The sequence below is a fragment of the Nonomuraea fuscirosea genome (assembly GCF_035917475.1).
GTDB classification, from domain to species: Bacteria; Actinomycetota; Actinomycetes; order Streptosporangiales; family Streptosporangiaceae; genus Nonomuraea; species Nonomuraea fuscirosea.
Genome location: NZ_CP109074.1, coordinates 5932948 through 5954866 on the forward strand (window position 1 = coordinate 5932948; position 21919 = coordinate 5954866).

Annotated in this window: 15 protein-coding genes; 2 read left to right on the forward strand and 13 right to left on the reverse strand. The window is 71.3% G+C overall.

The window, feature by feature from the left end; genetic code table 11:
* Positions 1-20 precede the first annotated feature (20 nt).
* Genes OIE67_RS27070 through OIE67_RS27105 form a run of 8 tightly spaced genes read right to left on the reverse strand, consistent with a single transcriptional unit; the run spans position 21 to position 12421 of the window.
* Positions 21-854 (reverse strand): sugar phosphate isomerase/epimerase family protein, encoded by an 834-nt coding sequence (locus tag OIE67_RS27070; protein ID WP_326645075.1) that lies wholly within the window; start codon positions 852-854, stop codon positions 21-23.
* A gap of 38 nt (positions 855-892) precedes the next feature.
* Positions 893-2089: a substrate-binding domain-containing protein gene (locus OIE67_RS27075; protein WP_326645077.1), complete on the reverse strand. Its 1197-nt coding sequence runs from the start codon at positions 2087-2089 to the stop codon at positions 893-895.
* The gene (locus tag OIE67_RS27080) at positions 2076-3026 is read right to left on the reverse strand and encodes an ABC transporter permease (RefSeq protein ID WP_326645079.1); all 951 of its coding nucleotides are present in this window, start codon (positions 3024-3026) and stop codon (positions 2076-2078) included. Before OIE67_RS27080 ends, OIE67_RS27075 begins: the two co-directional genes overlap by 14 nt.
* A complete protein-coding gene (locus OIE67_RS27085; RefSeq protein WP_326645081.1) occupies positions 3023-4030 on the reverse strand; it encodes an ABC transporter permease in 1008 nt (335 codons plus the stop codon). The genes OIE67_RS27080 and OIE67_RS27085 overlap by 4 nt, the downstream gene beginning before the upstream one ends.
* Positions 4031-5461 carry a sugar ABC transporter ATP-binding protein gene (locus tag OIE67_RS27090; protein WP_326645486.1) on the reverse strand — a complete coding sequence of 477 codons (1431 nt, stop codon included), beginning with the start codon at positions 5459-5461 and terminating at the stop codon, positions 4031-4033.
* A gap of 39 nt (positions 5462-5500) precedes the next feature.
* Positions 5501-7231, reverse strand: coding sequence for a ThuA domain-containing protein (locus OIE67_RS27095; RefSeq protein WP_326645082.1), 1731 nt, complete (start codon positions 7229-7231; stop codon positions 5501-5503).
* A gap of 11 nt (positions 7232-7242) precedes the next feature.
* Entirely contained in the window at positions 7243-10059 is a 2817-nt protein-coding gene (locus tag OIE67_RS27100; protein ID WP_326645084.1) for a PQQ-dependent sugar dehydrogenase, read from the reverse strand.
* A 40-nt stretch (positions 10060-10099) separates the two neighbouring features.
* Positions 10100-12421 carry an RICIN domain-containing protein gene (locus OIE67_RS27105; RefSeq protein ID WP_326645086.1) on the reverse strand — a complete coding sequence of 774 codons (2322 nt, stop codon included), beginning with the start codon at positions 12419-12421 and terminating at the stop codon, positions 10100-10102.
* 341 nt (positions 12422-12762) lie between these two features.
* Between OIE67_RS27105 and OIE67_RS27110 the strand changes: the two genes are divergently transcribed.
* Positions 12763-13500, forward strand: coding sequence for a FadR/GntR family transcriptional regulator (locus OIE67_RS27110; protein WP_326645088.1), 738 nt, complete (start codon positions 12763-12765; stop codon positions 13498-13500).
* Between the two features lie 104 nt (positions 13501-13604).
* Here the strand turns inward: OIE67_RS27110 and OIE67_RS27115 are convergent, their stop codons facing one another.
* From OIE67_RS27115 to OIE67_RS27130, 4 genes are read right to left on the reverse strand one after another with little or no spacing between them, the layout of a single operon-like run.
* Complete coding sequence (locus tag OIE67_RS27115) at positions 13605-14753, reverse strand: mandelate racemase/muconate lactonizing enzyme family protein (RefSeq protein ID WP_326645090.1); 1149 nt, start codon at positions 14751-14753, stop codon at positions 13605-13607.
* 25 nt (positions 14754-14778) lie between these two features.
* Positions 14779-15606: a carbohydrate ABC transporter permease gene (locus OIE67_RS27120; protein WP_106245352.1), complete on the reverse strand. Its 828-nt coding sequence runs from the start codon at positions 15604-15606 to the stop codon at positions 14779-14781.
* Complete coding sequence (locus OIE67_RS27125; protein ID WP_326645092.1) at positions 15606-16493, reverse strand: carbohydrate ABC transporter permease; 888 nt, start codon at positions 16491-16493, stop codon at positions 15606-15608. Before OIE67_RS27125 ends, OIE67_RS27120 begins: the two co-directional genes overlap by 1 nt.
* Before the next feature lie 4 nt (positions 16494-16497).
* The gene (locus OIE67_RS27130; protein WP_326645095.1) at positions 16498-17745 is read right to left on the reverse strand and encodes an ABC transporter substrate-binding protein; all 1248 of its coding nucleotides are present in this window, start codon (positions 17743-17745) and stop codon (positions 16498-16500) included.
* Between the two features lie 150 nt (positions 17746-17895).
* On the opposite strand from OIE67_RS27130, the gene OIE67_RS27135 reads away from it, so the two are divergent.
* Complete coding sequence (locus tag OIE67_RS27135; RefSeq protein ID WP_181307913.1) at positions 17896-18666, forward strand: FadR/GntR family transcriptional regulator; 771 nt, start codon at positions 17896-17898, stop codon at positions 18664-18666.
* Positions 18667-18731: 65 nt separating this feature from the next.
* Here OIE67_RS27135 and OIE67_RS27140 read toward each other — a convergent pair whose 3' ends face one another.
* Entirely contained in the window at positions 18732-21548 is a 2817-nt protein-coding gene (locus tag OIE67_RS27140) for a glycosyl hydrolase family 95 catalytic domain-containing protein (RefSeq protein WP_326645099.1), read from the reverse strand.
* Between the last annotated feature and the right edge of the window lie 371 nt (positions 21549-21919).

Here is a 21919-nt window from a genome sequence, read left to right on the forward strand (position 1 = left end):
GCCGGCAACGGTGGGAACTTTCAGAGCGCGCGCAGGTAGGCGAGGCCGTCCACGGCCAGGGCGTCCTGGCTCCGCGCGAGAGGCCGCCAGATGGAGGCCGCGGTGGCGATGGTCCGGTTGTGCGCGGTGAACGACTCGATGACGAGCGGGCCTTCGTAGCCGGCGTCGCGCAGGGCCCGGGTGAAGCCCGGCCAGTCGAAGCGGTCGGCCCCCGGTGTGCCGCGATCGGTGCCGCACACCTGCACGTGCGCGAGGCGATCCGCCGCGGCCCGCACCGCCCGGGCGGGGTCCTTCTCCTCGATGTTGAGGTGGTAGACGTCGAGGGCCAGGTGGCAGTCCTCCGGCAATGCGTCGAGCGCCTGCTCGACGGTGTTGAGGAGGCTGGTCTCGTACCGGTTGAGCGGCTCGACCGCGAGCTTGATCCCGCGCCCCGCCGCGTGGTCCAGGACGGGACGCAGGTTCTCGCGCAGCTCGGCGTAGACGGCCCGGCGTTCGTCCGGCGAGAGCCGCCAGGTGCGGCCGACCGAGGCGTACGCCGGCCCCGCGATCGCCGGGGAGCCGACGGTCACCGCCACGTCGACGCAGTGCCGCAGATAGTCCTGGGTGTCGCGGACGGTCTGCGGGGAGGCGGCCACGAGCTCGCGCCCCGGCGGCATGACCAGCACCACGGACGCGGTCAGCCCGTGCTCGGCCAGCACCGCCGCGGCCTTGCCGGGGTCCCAGTCGCCGGGCCGCTCGACGGGCAACTCGATGACGTCGAAGCCCCACCGGGCGACGCGGGGGGCGAGCCGCGCCAGCTCGTCGTCGGTCAGCGGGGAGACCCAGACCCAGGTGTTCACTCCGATGGAGAACATGGCGTCCCTCTTCGTCGTCGTTCGCGGGAAGGAACCGGTCAGCCCTTCTTCCCGCCCCAGGTCTCCGGGAAGCCGGGCAGGTCCTCACACCCGCACAGCGCGTAGTGCAGGGGTGGCATGTCGGGCTTGAGGTAGGCCGGCAGAGTCTCGCTGGTGACCTTCGGCTGCGGCAGGTTCCACATCTCGGGCACCTCCTCGCCCTTGAGGATCCTCAGCGCGGCGATGACCGGGGTCCGCCACTGGTAGGTGGGGTACGTGGGCGCTACGGCGGTGAGGCCGGCGTCCTTCCACTTCTGCAGGAAGTCCTGCTGGTCCTCGCCGTTGATCGGCGGCACCGGCAGGCCGGCGTCCTCGAACGCCTCGACCGCGGCCACCGCCGTGGCGCCCGCGTCCATCCAGACGCCGTCGATCCTGCCGTGCCGCTGGATGTAGTCGCTGACGATGCTCTTGGTCCTGGCGGCGTCGCCGTCGGTGAACTCCACCCCCACGACCTGGAGGCGACTCCGGTCGAAGACCACCTTCGCCGCCGACCAGCGGGTCTCCAGCACGTCCACGCCGGGCAGGATGCGCAGCGCCAGCACCTTCCCGCCCGCCGGCACCTTCCCGGCCAGGAACTCGGCGGCGTCGGCGCCGAAGGCGTAGCCGCCGATGGGCTTGATGAACGTCACCGGGCAGTCCGTCTCCACGCCCCGGTCGAACACGATGACGGGCACCTTCCCGCAGGCGGCCGTCACGGCGGGAGTGAGCGTCGCCGTGGTGTTCGGCGAGACGATCAGCGCGTCGCAGCCCTTGGCCTGCAGCTCGGCGATGTCGGAGATCTGCTTGTCGTCCTTGCCCTCGGCGTCCAGGGCGGTGAACTTCTCGATCTCCTCGTGCAGGCTCACCTCGGCCTGCATCGTCTTCCAGCCGACCTGGCGCCAGGGGTTGTCGACCGCCGCGTTGGAGAAGCACAGGTGGTACGGCCCGTCCTTCTTGTACTGCGCCGTGTCGATCATCTTCGGGGCGATGGCCTGCTCCCAGGGCCGGTCCGCGGGACCCTGCGGCGGCTGGGAACGCATGGCGAGCTGGGCGTCGAAATCCGCCTGGACGAAGAACTTCGACTGCGCGCCCGTTCCGGAGCCCTGAGCGCTCGCGGCGGGCGCCGCGGACGGGGTGGTGGCCGCCGGCTTGTCGGTGGTGCAGCCGGCGGCGACGAGCACGGCGAGCACGGCGACTGCGGCCCTAGGACGCGGCATGTGCGTCTCCTCTTCGGGGGGTGGGCTTCCGGGGAAGCCGGATGGCTCCTGCCGCGATCGCGGCGATGATGATGACGCCCTGCACGGTGAACTCCAGCGCCCCCGAGATCCCGTACAGGTTGAGCAGGGTGAACAGTGCCTCCAGCGTGACCGCCCCGGCCATGGCGGCGAGCACGGAACCGCGGCCGCCGCCGAGCACCACGCCGCCGAGCACGACCGCGGTGATGGCGGAGAACTCCAGCCCCTGGCCCGCCTGCGCCGAGACCCCGGCGAAGCCGCCGAGCAGGATCGCCGCGACGGCCGCGGACAGGCCGGAGAGCATGAAGGCGAAGATCTTGACCCGATCGACCCGCACCCCGGACAGTGCCGCGGCGCGCTCGTTGTCGCCGGTGGCCATCAGCGTCCTGCCGAAGTCGGCGCGCATGAGCCAGATCGCCGCCACTCCCGTGACCAGCAGGATCAGCACCGACCACGGCACGGGTCCGAGGCCGCCGCGGCCGAACTCCCGGAAGCCTTCCGACAGCGCACCGCGCGGCGCACCACCGGTCCAGAGAAAGACCGCCCCGCTGAGGACGAGCAGCATGCCGAGCGTCACGATGAACGACGGCACCCGCAGCTTGGTGGTGAGCACGCCGTTGACGAGGCCGGCGAGCAGCCCGGCGACGATCAGCAGGGCGAGCACCGGCCAGGTGGCGGACTCGTCGCCGTCGATGAGCCGGGCGGCGATCACCACCTCGGCCGTCACCAGCGAGCCGACCGACAGATCGAACTCGCCGGAGACGACGACGAAATACTGTCCCGCGGCGAGGACCGCCAGCGGCGCGGCCCGCTTGAGGAACGCCAGGAACCCGGCGGGCTCCAGGATGAAGGGGTTGGCGATCGCGATCGCGGCCAGCAGCACCACGAGGACCGCGAGGATGGGAAGGGCCCGCCTCATGCCGTCCGCCTCGTGCCGCGCCGGGCGTAGACGGCCACCGCGACGACGATGACCGCGCCGCGGACCACATCCTTGACGAAGGAGTTGATCTCGAGCTGGTTGAAGATGGTGTCCAGGACAGCCAGCAGCAGGACCCCGCCCACGGTTCCGGCGACCCCGCCCCTGCCTCCGGCCAGCGCGGTCCCGCCGAGCGCGACCGCGGCGATGGATTCCAGGTCGTATCCGCCGTCGGTGCCCACCGTGGGCGCTCCCGCCCCCAGCCTGGCGGCCAGCAGGAGGCCCGCGATGCCGGCGCAGACCGAACAGAGCACGTGGGTGATCACGATGACACGGGGGGTGCGGATCCCGGACAGCCGGGCGACCTCCTCGTCACCGCCCACCGCGTAGATCCGGTGGCCCAGCCGGGTCCTGCTCAGCAAGAACCAGGCCACGACGGCGACGCCCGCCCACAGCATGGCGGAGACGGGGATCGGCCCGACGCGGGAGTAGCCGAGGAGCTGGAACGACTCGGGCACCTCGCCCGCCGGGCCGTCGTACAGGTGGTCGACGACGCCCTTGATGATCAGTGCGGCACCGAGCGTGGCGATGAAGGCGTGGACCTGGAGCCGGGTGATGACCAGCCCGTTGAAAAGTCCCACCAGCGCGCTGATGACCAGCACCGCGGCGATCGCCGGCCCGATGTTCCCGTCCTGGCCCGCCATGATCTCCGCCGCGACGAGCGAGGCCAGGCTGATCAGGTACGCCACCGACAGGTCGAGCGACCCGGCCAGGATGGCCAGCGTCTGCCCGATCGCCACGATGCCGAGGGCGGCGGAGCGCTGCTGGATCCCGACGACGCTCTCCATGGTGAGGAACTGGCCGCCGTCGATCGCGACGAGGGCCCAGCCTGCCGCGACCAGGCCGAACAGCGCGAGGAACACCACTCGCGCGGGGTCGTGCGCGTGACTCGCCGGGCCGCCGCGCGCCTGTCGGGCGGCGCGGCGGGCGCGCGTGGGCAGGTCCACTCAGCCCACCTCGCCCGCGGCCAGGCGCATGACGGCTTCCTCGGAGGCCCCGGCAGGCAGCGTGCCCGCGACGCGGCCGTCGCGCAGGACGACGATGCGGTCGCTCATGCCGATGAGCTCGGGCAGCTCGGACGAGATCATCATGATGGCCATGCCGTCGTTCGCCAGTTCGCGCATCAGGTCATGGATCGCGGCCTTGGCCCCGACGTCGACGCCCCGGGTCGGTTCGTCGAACAGCAGCACCCGTGGCGCCATCGTCATCCATTTGACGAGCACGACCTTCTGCTGATTGCCGCCGGACAGGTAGCGGACCTCCTGTTCCCGGCGCGCGGGCGACAGGCGCACCCGTTCGAGCAGGTCGCGGACACCTCCGCGGTTCCCGGCGCCGACCGCGCGGGCGACGAGCAGGACGTTGTCGCGCACGGACTGGCGCAGCGCGAGCCCTTCGGCCTTGCGGTCCTCGGTCACGAGCCCGATGCCCATGGCCACGCCCTCCCGGACCGAGCGCGGGCGCGAGGGGGTCATCTCGCCGGTGGTGAACGGCTCCGCGCCGAAGATCGCCTTGGCGAGCTCCGACCTGCCCGACCCCTGCAGGCCCGCGATGCCGGCGATCTCCCCGGCGCGCAGCTCCAGATCGATGTCGCGCAGCTTGTGGTTGCCGGCCGCGCGCAGGCTGAGCCGCACCTCGCCGGCGCCCGCCGAGCGGGGCGGGTAGTAGGTGCCGAGGTCGCGGCCCACCATCAGGCGGATCAGCTCGTCGGAGGTCACCTCGCCGATCGGGAGCGTGGTGACGCGCGCGCCGTCCTTGAGCACGGTGACTCGGTCGGCGAGGTCGAACACCTCGCGTAATCGGTGGGAGATGTACACGACGGCGACGCCGCGCTCCCTCAGCCGCCCGATCAGCCGGTAGAGCAGCTCGACCTCGTGCTCGGCGAGCGCCGCGCTGGGCTCGTCCATGACGAGGAGCCGGGCGTTCACCGACAGCGCCTTGACGATCTCGACGATCTGCCGCTGGGCCACCGGCAGGCGCTTGACGGTGTCGCGGGGGCCGAAGGTGCCCTCGCCCAGCTCGTCGAGGAGCCTGGCGGTCGCCTCCTCCATGGCGGCGCGGTCGACCAGGCCGCGCCTGACGGGCTCGCGGCCGAGAAACACGTTCTCGGCGACGGTGCGCTCCGGCAGCAGGTTGAACTCCTGGTGGATGATGGCGATGCCGGAGCGCTGCGCCTCGATCGGGTGGCCGAAGGAGACGGGCCGGCCGTCGATCTCGATCGTGCCCTCGTCCGGCGCGTGCACCCCACAGATGATCTTCATGAGGGTGGATTTGCCGGCGCCGTTCTCGCCGACGACGGCGTGGACCTCACCGGCCGTCACCTCCAGGTCCACGCCGGACAGCACTCGCACGCCCAGAAAGCCCTTGCCGATGCCGCGCATGCTCAGCACGTGGCCTGCCTTCTCGGGCTCCCGGGGGGCTCAGCCACGGGTCCAGCGCTGGTTGGTTCCGCCGTTGCAGGTCCAGATGCGCGCCTTGGCGCCGTTGGCGGTGCCGGCGACGTCCAGGCACTTGTTCGCGCCGACGGCGGTGATCGTGCCGTCGGCGTTCATGCGCCACTTCTGGTTGTTCTGGCCGTTGCAGGTCCAGATGAGCACCGCGGTGCCGTCGGCCGAGCCGGCCCCGTTCACGTCGAGGCACTTGGTGCCGTAGACGCGCAGCTCACCGGCGGCGGTCGAGGCCCACTGCTGGTTGGCCTGGCCGTGGCAGTCCCAGAGCTGTGCCTGCGCGCCGTTGGCCTGCGAGGCGCCGCTGACGTCCAGGCAGCGGTTCGACCCGGCGTGCTTCAGCGCTCCGGTGCCGCCCGGCGAGCCGGCCAGTTCCTTGATCCGGATGTTGCGGAAGGACACCACGTCGCCGGAGCCGTGGTTCTGGATGCCGATGTGGCCCTGCTGGAGCGAGCGGACCGGGTCGGTGTTGGTGAAGTCGTTGACCCTGGTGCCGTTCAGGAACACCTGCAGCCGTTCACCCTCCACCAGCAGCTCGTAGGTGTTCCACTGGCCGGGCGGGTTCAGCGCGGCGTCGCGGGCGGCGAGGTCGGCGGACTTGAAGCCGTAGACGGCCCCGGTCGTCCTGTCGGGGGTGTCGGTCGCGTCGATCTGCACCTCGTACCCGGTGCTGAGCGCCGCGTTCGGGTCGCCGGTGGCCGGGAATCCGACGATCACCCCGGAGTTGGAGTCGCCGGTCAGCCTCCAGTCGAGCTTGAGTGAGTAGGAGCCGAACTCCTTGGCGTCGTACCACAGCATGCCCATGCCGCCCTGGGAGGTCAGCGTGGCGTCGCTGCCGGCGAACGACCCCGGCCCCGCCTGCGACCAGCCCGCCGTGGAGCCGTTGTACAACGTCGTGTACCCGGTCTCCTGGCGGCAGTCGGCGTTGACGGCCTTGGCCGCGTACCGGATCCCGCCGGCCAGCAGCGCGCGGAAGTCCGGATCGGCGTACGACTCCTGGGTGTGCCCCAGGCCGGTGTAGAAGGAGCGGCCCGAGGACTGCGGGTGGCACCAGGTGATCGGATGGTCGCCCATGCCGCCGCCGCTGTAGCTGCTCTCGTCCAGGCTCTGCAGCACCCGGACGTTCTGGCGGGGGTTGGTGCGGTAGTTGTACCACTCGTCGGTGCGCGACCAGGTCGCCCCGAGGTGCGCGGTCGCGGCGTGCGCCCGGTCCTCGGTCCGCACGGTGGCCCGCTGGATCGCCGGGTGGTTGTTGAACCAGGCCCCCACGAGCTGCCCGTAGTAGGGCCAGTCGTACTCGGTGTCGGCGGCCGCGTGCACGCCGACGTAGCCGCCCCCGCCGTCCACGTACGTCTGGAAGGCGGCCTGCTGGTCGGCGTTCAGCACGTCGCCGGTCGTGCTGAGGAACACCACCGCCTGGTACTGGGCCAGGTTGCCCGTGCTGAAGGCGGCCGAGTCCTCGGTGGCGTCCACGGCGAAGTCGTTGGCCGCGCCCAGGTCGCGGATGGCCTGGATCCCGGTGGGGATCGAGTCGTGCCGGAAGCCGGCCGTCTTGGAGAACACCAGCACCTTGACGGCGGCGGCCGCGGCGGGGAGGGCGGGGAGCATCGTCGCGGCGAGGCCGATCGCCGCCGCTGTCACGGTCAGGCGCCGCAGCGTCCTGCGGCCGTTCCCGGGTAGGGCCGAAGTCAGATGTCGCAGCATGGGTGTCCCTTTCAGATGCGGGTCCAGCGCTGGTCGGTTCCTCCGTCGCAGGTCCAGATGCGTGCCTTGGCGCCGTTGGCGGTGCCGGGCACGTCCAGGCACTTGTTCGCGCCGACGGCGGTGACCGTGCCGTCGGCGTTGAGCCGCCACTTCTGGTTGCTCTGGCCGTTGCAGGTCCAGATGAGCACCGCGGTGCCGTCGGCGGTGCCGGCCCCGTTCACGTCCAGGCACTTGCCACCGTAGACCCTCAGCTCTCCCGCGTCGGTGGAGGTCCACTGCTGGTTGGGCTGCCCGTTGCAGTCCCAGAGCTGGGCCAGTGCGCCGTCGGCCTGCGAGGCGCCGTTGACGTCCAGGCAGCGGTTCGAGCCCACGCCCTTGAGCGCGCCCGTGCCGCCCGTGCCGCCACCGGTGGACAGGGTGAAGGCGTCCACGTCGAACAGGTAGCCCTGCCCGGACGGGCCGCGGAAGACGAGGTACAGCGTCGTCGTCCCGGACGGCGCACCGGCGAGGGACGCCGAGACGTCGGTGAAGACGTCCCAGCCTCCGGTGCTCGCCACGGTCGCGGTGCCGAGCAGCGTGCCCGTCGCCGAGCCGGCCCGCACCTCGATCCGGCCGCCCGCGCCGGCCGAGGACACGCGGGCGGTGATCCGCGTGGCGTCCGCCAGCCGGTACGGCTGGAAGGAGATCCAGTCGCCGTCGTCGATGAAGCCGGCCGTGCTGCCGCCCTCCGCCGTGGCGTGCTCGGCCGTCTGGACGCCCTGCTGGGCGCCGAAGTGCTCCGCCTGCCGGTGCCGTGGCTGGAGGACGCGGGCGCTGGTCGAGGTCAGGCCGCCGCCGTCGGTGTAGGAGGCCTCGAAGACCCCGTAGATGTTGGCCGCGGCGTCGTGCTCGCCGTCCACGGGCACCGCGATGGAACCCGAGCAGCCGGTTCGGGAGGTGATCTGGTGGCGGTGGCTGTCGTGGCCGAGGAAGTAGGCGACGGTGACCCCGGCGCAGTCGATCGTGCCGTCCTCCGGGTCGCTGACGGTGACCTGGAAGGGCACGGTGTCGCCGAAGGAGAAGGGCTGTCCGTCACCCGGTGTGGTGAGGGTGACCGTGGGCGCGGTGTTGCCGACGGTCACGGTCACGCTCGCCGTGCCGGTGAGGCCCTGCGGGTCCCGGACCGTGAGCGTGGCCGTGTAGGAGCCGTTCGCGGAGTAGGTCTTGGTCGGGTTCGCCGCCGTGGAGGTGGTGCCGTCGCCGAAGTTCCACGCGTACGTCAGCGCGCCGCCCTCCGGGTCGGAGCTGCCCGCCGAGGAGAAGGCCACGGTGAGCGGCGCCGGCCCTGACGTCCTGTCGGCGGACGCCTTGGCGATCGGGTTGCGGTCGGCGTCGCCGATGTACTCGATGCGGTAGAGCGCCTGGTTGTTGTTCCCGGTGCCGTAGTCGAGGACGTACAGGGCCCCGTCGGGGCCGAAGGCCATGTCCATCACCTGCGTCCCCGACCAGGGGAACGCCGCGATCTCTCCGTAGCCTCCGTCCTGCTCGACCTCGATCGCCTTGATCCAGCGCCGCCCGTACTCGCCGGCGAAGTACCGCCCGTCGAGCGACTGGGGGAACTTGACGGCCGAGTTCAGGCCGGGGTCGTAGCGGTAGACCGGGCCGCCCATCGGCGACTCCGACCCGGAGCCGAACTCCGGCGGGCTTCCCGCGTCCCCCGCGTACCGGATCCAGGCCGGCTTCGCGGCGGGCAGCGTGGCCTGGCCGGTGTTGCGGAAGGAGTTGTTGGCCGGGCCGCCCGCGCAGCCGTACTTGGGGCCGGTGGCGTTGGTGGCGAAGTTCCATTCGTTGTAGGTCTCGGCGGTGGTGTTCGTGCCCGTGCAGTACGGCCATCCGTAGTTGCCCGGAGCGGTGACGCGGTCGAACTCCACCTGCCCGCTCGGCCCGCGGGCCGAGTTGGACACGCCCGCGTCGGGCCCGTAGTCGCCGAGGTAGACGATGCCGGTCGCCTTGTCCACGCTCATCCGGAACGGGTTGCGGAAGCCCATCGCGTAGATCTCCGGCCGGGTCCGCGCCGTCCCCGGCGGGAACAGGTTGTCGCTGGGGATGGTGTACGTGCCGTCGGCCTGCGGTTTGATGCGCAGGAGTTTGCCGCGCAGGTCGTTGGTGTTGGCGGCGGAGCGCTGGGCGTCGTACTGCGGGTTGCGGCCGGTCCGCTCGTCCAGCGGGGAGTAGCCGGCCGACTCGAACGGGTTGGTGTCGTCCCCGGTGGTCAGGTAGAGGTTGCCGGCGGCGTCGAAGTCGATGTCCCCGCCCACGTGGCAGCACATGCCGCGGTCGTTCTGCACCCGCAGGACCACCTTCTCGCTGGACAGGTCGAGCGTGTCGTCCGTCTTCAGGGTGAACCGGGACAGATACAGCTCGCCCTTCCACTGGTCGAACTGGGACTGCGTGCCGGTGCTCGGCGCGTCGCCGCTCGGCGTGCTCAGCCGCGGGGAGTAGTAGAGCCACAGGTGCCGGTTGGAGGCGAAGCCGGGATCGGCCGCCACGCCCTGCAATCCCTCCTCGTCGTGGGTGTAGACGTTGAGCCGGCCGGCCACCTTCGTGGCGCCGGCGGCGTCGGTGATGCGTACCGTGCCGTCGCGTGCCGTGTGCACCACCGACCGGTTCGGCAGCACGGCCAGCGACATCGCCTCACCCAGCTCCGTGCCGCCCGAGGCGAGCGACACCTGCTGGTAGTCGGACGGCGGGATGTCGAGGGCGTACGCGGGGGTGGCGTCGAGCGCGAGCGCTCCGGGGGCGATCAGCGCCAGCGCGGTCAGCAGCACGCGCCACGGACGTCGGGACATGAGGGTTCCCTCCTGCGACAGGAAGACCGGTCGGACGGTGTCAGGCGCGGGACCACTTCTGGTCGGCGCCGCCGGTACAGGTCCGGATGCGCGCCTTGGCGCCGTTGGCGGTGCCGGGCACGTCCAGGCACTTGTCCGCCCCGACGGCGGTGACGCTGCCGTCGGCGTTGAGCCGCCACTTCTGGTTGTTCTGGCCGTTGCAGTCCCAGATGATCACCGCGGTGCCGTCGGCGGTGCCGGCCCCGTTCACGTCCAGGCACTTGCCGCCGTAGACGCGCAGCTCACCGGCGCCGGTCTGGGTCCACTGCTGGTTGGCCTGGCCGTGGCAGTCCCAGAGCTGGGCCTGCGCGCCGTTGGCCTGCGAGGCGCCGTTGACGTCCAGGCAGCGGCCCGACCCCGCGTGCTTCAGCGCGCCGGTGCCGCCGGAAGGCGCGCCCTCAGGCCCGGCGGCGGCGATCACGGCCTGGGCGCCGGCCGGCCAGGAGCCGCCGGAGACGGTGACGTTGCCGTTCACCACGTTGCCGCGGTCGCCGTTCGTCACGTTCGTGCTCCCGTTGGTGGACCAGTTGCCGGTGACGGTGAAGTCGCCCATGTTCTCGCCGTACCAGTAGTTGGCGGTGGCCCAGGTGCCGGTGCTGGACAGCACGTTGTTCCTGACGGTGTAGTACCTGGAGCCCTCGTCGAAATAGACGCCGAACCAGCCGTTGGTGCGCAGGCAGTGGTTGTCGCTGATCACCGCGCCCGGGTTCCACGAGAGGGTGTAGATGCAGCCGCCGTCGGTCATCTGACGCATGACGTCGTGCACGTAGTTGCCGACGAGCCGGTTGCCGGAGGCGGTGGTGGGCGTGGTGTAGCGGGGCTGGAAGTCGTACAGGCCGCGCTGGGCGTAGTGGTCGCTGCCGCCCGGCTCGTTGGCGCCCCAGCCGTACCCGATCGACATGCCGGTGTAGGGCAGGTTGTAGACCTCGTTGTGGGACACGTCGGTGCCGGTGACGTATGTGGTCAGGACCGAGACGACGCCACGGTGGTCCAGGCCGAGGTCGTGGATGTGGTTGTGGCTGACGGTGATGTTCCGGTTGACCATGCGCGGGTCGCCCGGGTGGTGCGCGTCGGCGCGCACGCCGCCGGCCACGATGCCGCCGGCGGAGCTGTGGGCGATCTCCGACCGGGTGACCGTGATGCCGGTGGCGCCCAGGCCGACCCCGGAGGCGTGCGCGTTGGCGTCGTTGCCGATGCCGATGGCGGTCTGTCCCAGGTTGACGAAGCGCGAGCCGGTGAAGGTGATGGTGTCGGCCGCGGAGACCTGCACCGCGGCGGGCATCTGGAACCAGTTCGGCCGGGTCGCCTCGAACTCGCGGCAGCCCTGATGGCAGGCGGTGAAGGCGGGCCGGCTCCAGTCGCCGGCGATGTAGGCGCCGGTCTGCTGGTCCACGTAGCCCTGGTCGCCGCTCGGGCCGAGCCAGCTGGTGCCGGTGAAGGTGATCCCGCTGAACGTGATGTGGTGCGCGGGCGCGTCATAGGTGCCCCCGACCTGTACCAGCGACTGCAGCACCGGCAGCTCCACGCTGACGTCGGCCATGTTCTGCCCGGCGAGCGGGATGTAGGACAGGACGCCGGTCGCGGGGTCGAGGTACCACTCCCCCGGCGAGTCGAGGAACTCGTAGGCGTTGACCAGGTAGAGCGGCCCCGCCCGGTGCGGGCTGGTGAAGGTGTCGTAGCCGAAGTTGTTGTTGCTCCAGGCGGGCTGCCGCATCGTGATGAGGTTGCCGCCGATGCTCCGCACGGGCGCGTACCGGTCGGTGAAGGAGCCGACGCTCTCCATCTCGATCCGGCCCTGGCCGGTGAGGTTGTTCAGGTAGCTCAGCGCGCCGCTGGTGAACCTCATTCCGGTGCTGCCGGCGGTGAAGTCGGACCGGTTGACGGCGGTGCGCGCCCGGGTGGCGAGCGCGCCGTCGACGTACAGCTGCCGGGTGTCGATCCCGGCGCCGACGCCGGCGCGCCAGATGTTCCTGCCGGAGTCCGCCAGTGACCAGCCGGTGACCGCCCTGGCCCCGCTGATGACCGGAACGGCTCCCGCCGCGGCCCGCCACGTGACCGTGTACCCGTTGGTGCCGGAGTCGGCGGCGGTCAGCCGGAGCGGCGCGGAGAGCCGGTACACCCCGCCGGCCAGCTCGACGACGATGTCACCGGACATCCCGGCGTTCAGCGCACGTACCGCCGCCTGCGCGGCGGACAGCGCGCACGGCTGGGCGGAGGTGCAGGCGGTACCGGTGCCGGACGGTGCGGCGTGAAGGGTCGTGGTGGCGGCGAGCGCCGGAGCGGGGGCGATCAGGACGAACGCCGCGGCGAGCACGGCGGTCACGAGGCCGATCACGGTAGGTCTCGGCGGCGTGACGGGCGAGGGTGAGGGCACAGTCGTTCCTCCGAGGGGGGTGGGGGCGCCGGCCTGCCTCCCCATTAGCGTCAGATCTTGACGGCCCGTCAAGGGATTAGGCGGGCTTATCTCCTCGCGCCACGCCCGCACGCTGCGATCCCGGTGCCCCGATAGCCACACTCACCAGCGATTACTCTGCGAATGGCGCGTTTTCGGATCGAGCGGTCGCGAATGAACCGTTCATATAAGTCGTACTCATCATCAGCCCGGCCTCGGGGATTTCGGGCCATCAGTCATACTCAGGCAGGGAACGGCGAGGAAGGAGCACGGTGACCGACACTCCCCGCGAGAGCGGATACCGGCCGGGCTACGAGGTGGCGGCCGAGCAGGTGCTGGAACTGATCGTCGAGCTCGGCCTGCGTCCAGGCGACCGCATGCCGACCGAGAACGAGCTGGCCCGGCGGCTGGGCACCAGCCGCACCGTGGTGCGCGAGGCGGTGAAGATCCTCTCCGCGCTGGGCCGGGTGCGCGCCCAGAAGGGCCGCGGGCTGTACGTGGCCGACGACGAGGGGATGTTCGGCTCCGAGCGCCGGGCGTCCTTCTTCCTCCCGACCGACCTCGACCACGTCTACATGCTGTTCGAGTTCCGCCAGGCGCAGGAGATGGAGACCAGCCGGCTGGCCGCCCGCCGCGCCACCCCGGCCGAGCTGAGGGCCATCGAGGAAGCCGCCGCCCTGTGCCGCCGAGGCTTCGAGACCGGGCGCGAAGAGCTGTTCAACGAGGGCGACGACGCCTTCCACACCGCCGTCGCCACCGCCTCGCACAACATGTTCCTCCAGATCGCCGTACGGGAGGCGCGCAGGCTGCAGGCGCAGTCGAGCCTCATCGGCCTGCGCGGCTCGGTGGGCGGTCACGCCGCCAAGGCGGTCGAGGAGCACGACGCGATCCACCGGGCCATCCGCGCCGGCGATCCGGAAGCGGCCGCGCAGGCGGCGGCCACGCACATCGACAACACCCTCGCCGACTACCGCAGGGAGATCCAGCAGCGCCTCTTCTCGGCCCGCTGAGGCGACCGCTGAGGCGGCCGGCCCGGACCGGCGCGGGCCGCGCACGGCCGACCGGCCGGGTCCGGGCGGCGGGGCGGGGCCGGGCGGGCGGGAGCGGGGCCGGCTCATCCCGGTGACCGCGCCGGGAAGGAGTGGTCGGCGACCGCCAGCAGCCGCCGTCCGGCGTGCTCCGGCCGGACGTCGGGGCTCTCGGCCGTCCTGACGGCCGGCCGGTGGAAGGCGTTCACCGCCTGCTCGTCGACCGTGACGCCGAGGCCGGGCGAGTCGCCGAGGACGACCGCACCGTCCTCGACGTGCAGGTCGAGGGACAGCCCGAGCGGCGGGTGCAGATTCTGCAACTCGCTGGCCAGGTGGTTCGGCACCGACGTGGCGGCGTGCAGCAGCGCGACGGGCGTGCCGCCGATCGGGCTGACCGGCAGGTCGTGCGCGTGCGCCAGCGCGGAGACCCGCAGGAAGTGGGACACCCCCCAGACGACGGCCGTCTGGACGATGTCCACGGCCCCCGCGGCCAGCAGCGGGCGGAACTGCTCCAGCCCGGTGAGGTTCTCCCCCGTGGCGACGGAGGCGCGGATCCCGCGGCCGACGGCGGCCAGGCCCTCGGCGTCCCACCGCCGTACCGGCTCCTCGATCCAGGTGAGGTCCAGCGTGCGTTCCAGTTCGCAGACGTGACGGACGGCCTGCTTGCGGGTCCAGGCCTCGTTCACGTCGAGCATGAGGCCCGGCCGCGCGCCCTGCCCGGCCTCGGTCAGGACATCGCGGACCAGCGTCAGGCGGCGCAGGTCGCGTTCGATGTCGAGGCCGCCCTTGATCTTGGCCGCGCGGAGCCCGTGCTGGGCGTAGACCTGGTAGACCGCGACGAGTTCGTCGTCGGTCAGGCCGATGTCGAGGCCGGAGGCATAGGCGGGCACCCGCCGGTCGCGCCCGCCGAGCAGGCGCCAGAGCGGCTCACCGGCCGCCTGGGCCTTGATGTCCCACAGGGCGGTGTCCAGCGCCCCGATCGTGCCGAAGACGGCGCCGGCGTGGCCGGCCTTGAAGGTCCGCCGCAGCATGCGGTCGTAGAGCGCCGTCACCCCGCGCGGGTCCTCACCCTCGATCGCGGCGAAGACGGTGTCGATCTCCACCTGCGGCCCGAGGCCGACGCCGGTGATCCCCTCGTCGGTGTCCACCAGGACGAGCGGCACCGGGACGGTTCCGTCGGCGAAGACGCCGTTGACGTCCCCGACGGGACGGCCCCATTCCTGGACCGTCGTCATGGTGCGATACCCCGTGATCCGCATGTCAGCCTTTCGTGGAACCGGCGGTGACGCCGTCGGCGATCTGCCGCTGGAGGAACAGATAGATCATCAGTACGGGTACCGCGGCGATCAGGACACCCGAGGCGAAGGTGGGAATGTCGCCGGAGTACTGCCCGCGCAGCGCGTTGACCCCGATCATGAGGGTGCGGTGTTCCGGCGACGGCATCATGAGCAGGGCGATGAGCACGTCGTTCCAGCAGAACAGGGCGTCGAGGATGCCGACCGACAGCAGCGCGGGCACGCCCAGCGGGAGCATGATCCGCCGGTAGACGCCGTACACCGAGTTGCCGTCGATCCTGGCCGCGTCGACGATCTCCGCCGGGATGGTCCGGTAGTGGCTCGTCATCAGGAAGACGGTGAAGGGCAGGTACTGGGCGACGTAGGCCAGGATCAGCCCTGGGTAGGTGTCGACGAGCCCGCTGTCGGCCATGACCCGGGTGAGCGGGACCATGATCACCTGAAACGGGATGAACAGCCCGGCGAGACAGCCCAGGAAGATCATCGAAGAACCGCGGAACCGCAGCCGGGCCAGCGCGAAGCCGGCCATCGACCCCAGCAGGAGCAGCAGCGCCACGGCACAGGCGACGACGACGAACGAGTTGACGAAGTAGCGCCCCATCCCGGCGCCGGTCCACGCCTCGGCGATGTTGTCCCAGCGCAGGCCGCCCGCCGGGGCGAACCGGTCGAGGACGTAGTCGCGGCGGGTCTTCATCGCGACGTTGGCGGTGAACACGAGCGGATAGATCGTCGCCAGCGCGAGACCGGCCATCGGCACGGTGGCCGCCCACCTGGCCAGGCGTCCTCCGGGCATCAGTCCTGCCTTCCCGCGCGCCGGAGCAGCGTGATCTGCAGCAGCCCGACCACGAGCATGACGACGAAGAGCACCGTCGAGGCGGCCGAGGCGAGCGCCGGCCGGTTGAGCTGTCCCTGCTGATGCCAGATGTAGTACTCCGGCAGATAGGTGGCGCCCTCCGGGCCGCCGCTGGTCATGACGAAGAGCAGGCCGAACATGGACGTCAGCATCCCGATCATGGTCGTCACGAAGACGAACTGGATGGTCCGGGTCAGGCTCGGGATGATCACGTGCCAGATCGACTGGCGGAGCGACGCGCCGTCCACCCGGGCGGCGTCCAGCAACGAGGAGTCCAAGGTGCTGAATCCGGCGAGGAACACCACCAGGGCCATCCCGAAGGTCGCCCATACGTGCACGCCGACGACGGTGAACATGGCGATGCCCGGATCGCCGAGCCAGTCGACGGGGCCGGCGCCGACCGCCCCGAGCAGGGAGTTCAGCGGGCCGTCGTACCCGAGCATGAGGTTGAAGATCGCGCCGACGATCACCGGGGAGAGCACGGCCGGGAAGAAGTAGACGCTGCGGTAGACCCGGTGGCCCGGCACGCGCAGGTAGATGAAGGTCGCGAGCAGGCCCGGGATCGCCACGGCCACCGGCAGCAGCAGGACCAGCAGCCCGACGTTGCGCAGCGAGACGCGGAACAGCGGGTCGGCGGCCAGCTCCAGGTAGTTGCCCAGCCCGACGGGGGTGCCGTTGAGGTCGCCGTCGCCGGTGAAGGAGAAGTTGACGCCCAGGGCCAGCGGCCACAGCCGCAGCGCCACGATGATCAGCACGGCCGGGGCCACCAGGACGTAGGGAGCCAGGCGCTCGGCCAGCGCCGACGACGACGGCTCCGCGATCCGCACGCGGTCAGCCCTTCCGGTCGGAGGCGGCCAGCTGCTCCAGAGCCTTGTCCACGGTGGTCGACCCGCTCAGCAGCTGCTGGGACAGCCGGCCCATCACGTCGAGGGTCTTGGAGGACAGCGCCACGTGCAGGGCGGGCTTGCCGGTCCGGATCTGGGCGGTGATCGCGGCGACGGCCGGGCCGGCCTGCGAGACGTCGACCGTCGTGTCGGACACGATCGCGCCGGCCTTGCCGTAGAACGCCGTCAGCGCGCCGGTGGAGGTCAGGGACCGCACGAGATCGGCGGCCAGCTCGGGGGCCTTCGTCCATTTCGCGACCGCGTAGCCGATGCCGCCGTCGTACGGGAGGCTCGGAACGGCGCCGTCGGTGACGACCGGAGCCGGCATGACGCCGATCTTGTCGGGCGGCAGGAACTCCTTGAAGTCGTTCCAGTGCCCGATATCCGACATGAGGCCGATGATGTGCGCGGCCTTACCGGTCTCGAAGACGCGGAACACGTCGCTGAACATCGCGGTGGAGTTGGCGCCGTCGTTGTTCAGCCCCTTGTCGCCGACGTCCTTCCACAGCTCGAAGATCCGCTTCACGCCGGGAGAGTTCCAGTCGCGCTTGCCGGCGATCCAGTCGTCGTACTCCTTGGGAGTGAGGACACCGGACCCCAGGCCCGACAGGAAGAACTGGATGCCGAAGCCCTCCTTGTTGCCGAGCGCGAAGCAGGCGGCCCCGGTCGCCTTCTTGACGGCGGCGCAGCCGCTGACGAACTCGCTCCACGTCTTGGGCGGGGCGGCCGGGTCGAGCCCTGCCCGCTCGTACAGCGCCTTGTTGTAGTAGATCGGGTGGCCCTGCAGGGTCACCGGCGCGGCGTAGATCTTGCCATCCTTGCTGAAGGCGTCCCAGCCCGCCAGCCGGCTCTTGTCCTGGGCCACGTACGAATCCAGCGGGAGGAGCGCGTCGGCCCGGTCGCGGATCTGCCCTCCTCCGTTGAAGAGCATGACGTCGGGCCCTTTGCCGGTCTGGATCGCCGTGCCGAGCAGGGTGTAGTACTGGTCGAACGGCTGGGCGACGAACTCGACGGTGACGTCCGGGTGCCGCTTGGCGAAGTCCGCTTTGGCCTGCTCGATGTAGGTGGCGGCGGCCGCCTCCCCGGACTTCCAGTCCCAGACCAGGAGTTTCTGCTGCGGCTGAGACGCCTGTCCGGACGGTGACTCCGTCCGGGTGGCGCTGCCGCAGCCCGCCACGGTCAGTGCCACGGCCATCAGAGCCGACCATAACGTTCGCTGCTGCATCGTTGCCCGCCTCCCGGGAGCGGCCACCGGATCCGGCCGACTCCGGCCAAACATAATTCGTATGACGTCTGACGGCAAGAGAGTCTCGCGTATACTGCTTGCCGGGTCAGCGGAGGCGAAATGACGGCATCGCGGGAATCGACCGGCAGTGTCCCGGCGCAACCGGCCTGGGTACGCCGCCCGGCGAGCCTGGCCAGAGCGGTGACGGCCGAGCTGGTGGAGCGCATCGTGCGCGGTGTGCACCCGCCGGGCACCTCGCTGCCGCCCGAGCCCGCCCTGTGCGAGGCGTTCTCCGTGAGCCGCACCGTCGTGCGCGAGGCGGTCAAGATCCTCCAGGAGAAGGGGCTGGTGCAGGTCCGCCAGGGCTCGGGCACCATGGTGACCCCGCCGGCGACGTGGGACATGCTCGACGAGCTCGTCCTCACCGCGACCATCGCCGTGGACGAGAGCCTGGCGATCCTCGACGACCTCGTCGTCACGCGGCGCGTGCTGGAGTCCGACATGGCCAACGTCGCCGCCCGCCTGGCCGGGCCCGACACCGTCGACCGGCTGCGCACCCTGGTCGATGAGATGGACGAGCTCGTGGACGACCCGGTCACGTACGCCGAGAGCGACCGCGCCTTCCACGACACGATCATGCGGGCGTCGGGCAACCGCATCGCGCGTGGCGTCGTGCGGTCGCTGGAAGGCCAGGTCGTCAACACCGCCCGCTACCTGGGCCGGACCGAGCGGGCCCTGTGCGTGGCCTCGAACCGGGGCCACCGCCGCATCTACGAGCGCATCGCCGCCCACGATCCCGAGGGCGCCGCCGAGGCGATGTTCCAGCACATCACCGAGGCCTGGATCGTGCGCCGCGACGGCACGGCCGACCCCGTACGCCTGCGGCGCTAGCACGATCGTCCCCGGCGCACCGGCGCACCGGCGTGAAGGCCCGGCCGTCACGAGCTGTCCGGCCGTCAGGAGATGACGGTCCACTGGTTGTTGGTGCTGCTGTTCGGCGCCCACATCGCCACGGTGGAGCCGGCGGCGCCGTTGCCCATCCCGTCGAGAGCGGTCCCGGTGCCCCGGTTGATGATCTGATACCTCCCTTGTGTCACCGCGTTGAGCCGCCACTGCTGGTTGTCGCCGCCGTTCCAGGGCGCCTGCCGCGCGCTCGCGCCGTTCGCGGTGGCGCCCCGGCTGTCGATGACCATGCCGTTGGTGCGGTTGACGATGCGGTACCAGCCGCCGCCCAGGTCGAGGAGCTGCCACTGCAGGTTGGTGCTGCCGTCGTAGGTCCACTGCTTGAGCACCGACCCGGCGGCCACGTTGCCGCCGCTGTCCAGGACGAGGCCGGTGGTGACGTTGGCGATGCGGACGTAGGCGGCGGGTGCGGCGGTCACCGTGACGCGGTAGGCGCGGCCGGCCGTGCCGGTCAGGGTGACGACGTCCGGCTCGGGGCGGGTGACCGTGACGGCGCCGCCGGTCGTGGTGTCGGTCACCTGGACGGTTCCGGCGAACGAGCGGCTGCGGACATCGACCGTCGCGTCCCGGTCGAAGCCGATGACGACGTCGGTGGCGCCGCCGGACCTCCAGGTCGCGTCCACGGTGTGGCCGCCGCGTCCGCGCAGCCCCCGCACCGTGCCGGCCGGCCAGGCGGACGGCAGGGCCGGCAGCACGTGCAGCTCGCCGGTGTGGCTCTGCAGCAGCATCTCGGCGATGCCGGACGTGGCGCCGAAGTTGCCGTCGATCTGGAACGGGGGATGCAGGTCGAACAGGTTGGGCGCGAGCCGGTCCGTCCGGACCAGGAGGCGGAGCAGCGCGTGCGCCCTGCTTCCCTCCTCCAGGCGCGCCCAGTAGTTGATCTTCCAGGCGAGTGACCAGCCGGTGCCGTCGTCGCCGCGCAGTTCGAGGGTGCGCCGGGCGGCGGTGTGCAGGGCCGGGGTGCCGCGCCTGGTGATCTGGTTGCTCGGGTGCAGGCCGTAGAGGTGGGAGACGTGCCGGTGGCTGGTCTCGGGCTCGATCCAGTCGTACAGCCACTCCTGGATGTTGCCGCGCGAGCCGATCTTCATCGGTGGCAGCCGGTCGCGGGCGGCCAGGACCTGGGTCCTGAAACCGGCGTCGGTGCCGAGCTCCTGAGCGGCCTTGGCGCAGCCGTCGAACAGGTCGCGCAGGATCTGATTGTCCATCGTGGGTCCGGCGCAGACACTGGCGTCCTGGTGATGGCCCAGCTCCGGGGAGTTCGACGGGTTCGTGACCAGGTAGCCGAGATTCGGTTCGCGTACGAGGGTGTCGAGGAAGAACTGCGCGGCGCCCTTCATGGCCGGGTAGTACCGCCGGAGGAAGCCGAGGTCGCCGGTGAAGGTGTAGTGGTCCCAGATCAGGGTGGCCAGCCAGGCGCCGCCGGTCTGCCACATGCCCCAGAACGCGCCGTCCACGACCGACGTCCCCCGCCAGGCGTCGGTGTTGTGGTGGGTCACCCAGCCGCCGGCGTCGTACTGCGCCCGGGCCGTGCGGGCGCCGCTGACCGTGAGGTCCTCGATCATGGCGAAGACCGGCTCGTAGCATTCCGCCAGGTTCGTGGTGTCGGCCGGCCAGTAGTTCATCGGCAGGTTGGCGTTGATCGTGTACTTGGAGTCCCACGCCGGCGTCAGCGAGTCGTTCCAGATGCCTTGCAGGTTGGCCGGTTGGGTGCCGGGCCGGGAGGAGGAGATCAGCAGGTAGCGGCCGAACTGGAACAGCAGCGCGGAGAACTGCGGGTCGTCGGTGCTCGCGTGCTGCGCGATCCGTACGTCGGTCGGCTGGTCGGCGGCCGCGGTGCGGCCGAGGTCGAGCGTCGTGCGCTCGAACAGCCGCCGGTAGTCGGCGACGTGCCGCTCGCGCAGGTCGTCGTAGGCCCGGCCGGCCGCGGCGTCGAGATGGCGCCGGGCGATGCCCTGGTGGTCACCGCCGACGTCGCGCCAGCCGACCCGGCTGGAGCCGATGGAGATCAGCACGGTCACGCTGTCGGCGTCGCGGACCTGCAGCGTCCCGCCGGAACTGCTGACGCCCCCGCCCTCGGCGACGGCCCGGGCCAGGGCGAGGAACCTGACGGAGCCGGTGACGCCCTCCATGTCTCCGGAGACGCCGTCGAGCGCCACGGTGGACCCGTCCGGACTGGTGCGCGTCGTGCGCTGAGGGCTGCCGAACGTCGCGGAGAACGTGATCGAGCCGGGCCTGTCGGCGGTCAGGCGGATGGCGATCACCTGGTCGGGCGCGCTCGCGAGTGCCTCACGCTGGTAGCGCACACCGTCGCGCAGGTAGGACACGCCCGTGGTGGCCGTGGTCAGGTCCAGGTGGCGGCGGTACTCCGAGACGCCGCCGGCGCCGCCGAACGTCAGGCGCAGGTCGCCGACGGTCTGGTAGGCCAGTTGGCCGGCCGGGGCGCCGAGCATGTTCTGGTCGATCAGGGCCTGGGCCTGGGCCCACTGGTTCTGGAACACCAGCTCCCTGATCCGCCCCAGCGCCGCCGCGCCTCGGGGGTTGCTCTGGTCGTACGGCCCGCCCGCCCAGACGGTGTCCTCGTTGAGCTGCAGCCGCTCGGTGTCGGTGCCGCCGAACACCATGGCGCCCAGGCGGCCGTTGCCGATCGGCAGCGCTCTCAGCCAGTCCGTGCCGGCGCTCTCGTCGTACCACAGGGCCAGGTCGCCGGCGGCGCGCACCTCCGCGGGGGGCGCCGGGGCGGCCCGGGCGGCGGCCGTCCAGGACAGCGGCACCATCGCGGCTCCGGCGCCGGCCGCGCCGAACCTCAGCACTTGTCTTCGCGATAAATCCGACATGACGCTCTCGTTCTCCGCACGGGCGTGCGGGCTCTGGACGGGCGTGCGGGCTTTGGGACAGACGTGCGAGCTTTGGACGGGCGTGCGGGCTCTGGACGGGTGGTGCATGTTGTCGCGGCCGACTTCCTGGAGGAAGGTAAATGCCTCTGACGGGAGTCGTCAACCAGGCGCGGCCGGAAACTTAACTAAGATCATCGGGTTCACACCAATGCTCCCGGGCCCACGCCGCCCGCGCCGCGGAACGCGCTCCGCGGCATCGCACCCCGTACTCGGCAGGAGCCTTTCACCACGTCAGAGCGCTGCTACAACATTCAGGACCAGCCCAGCGGGAAGAGCTCGACCAGCCT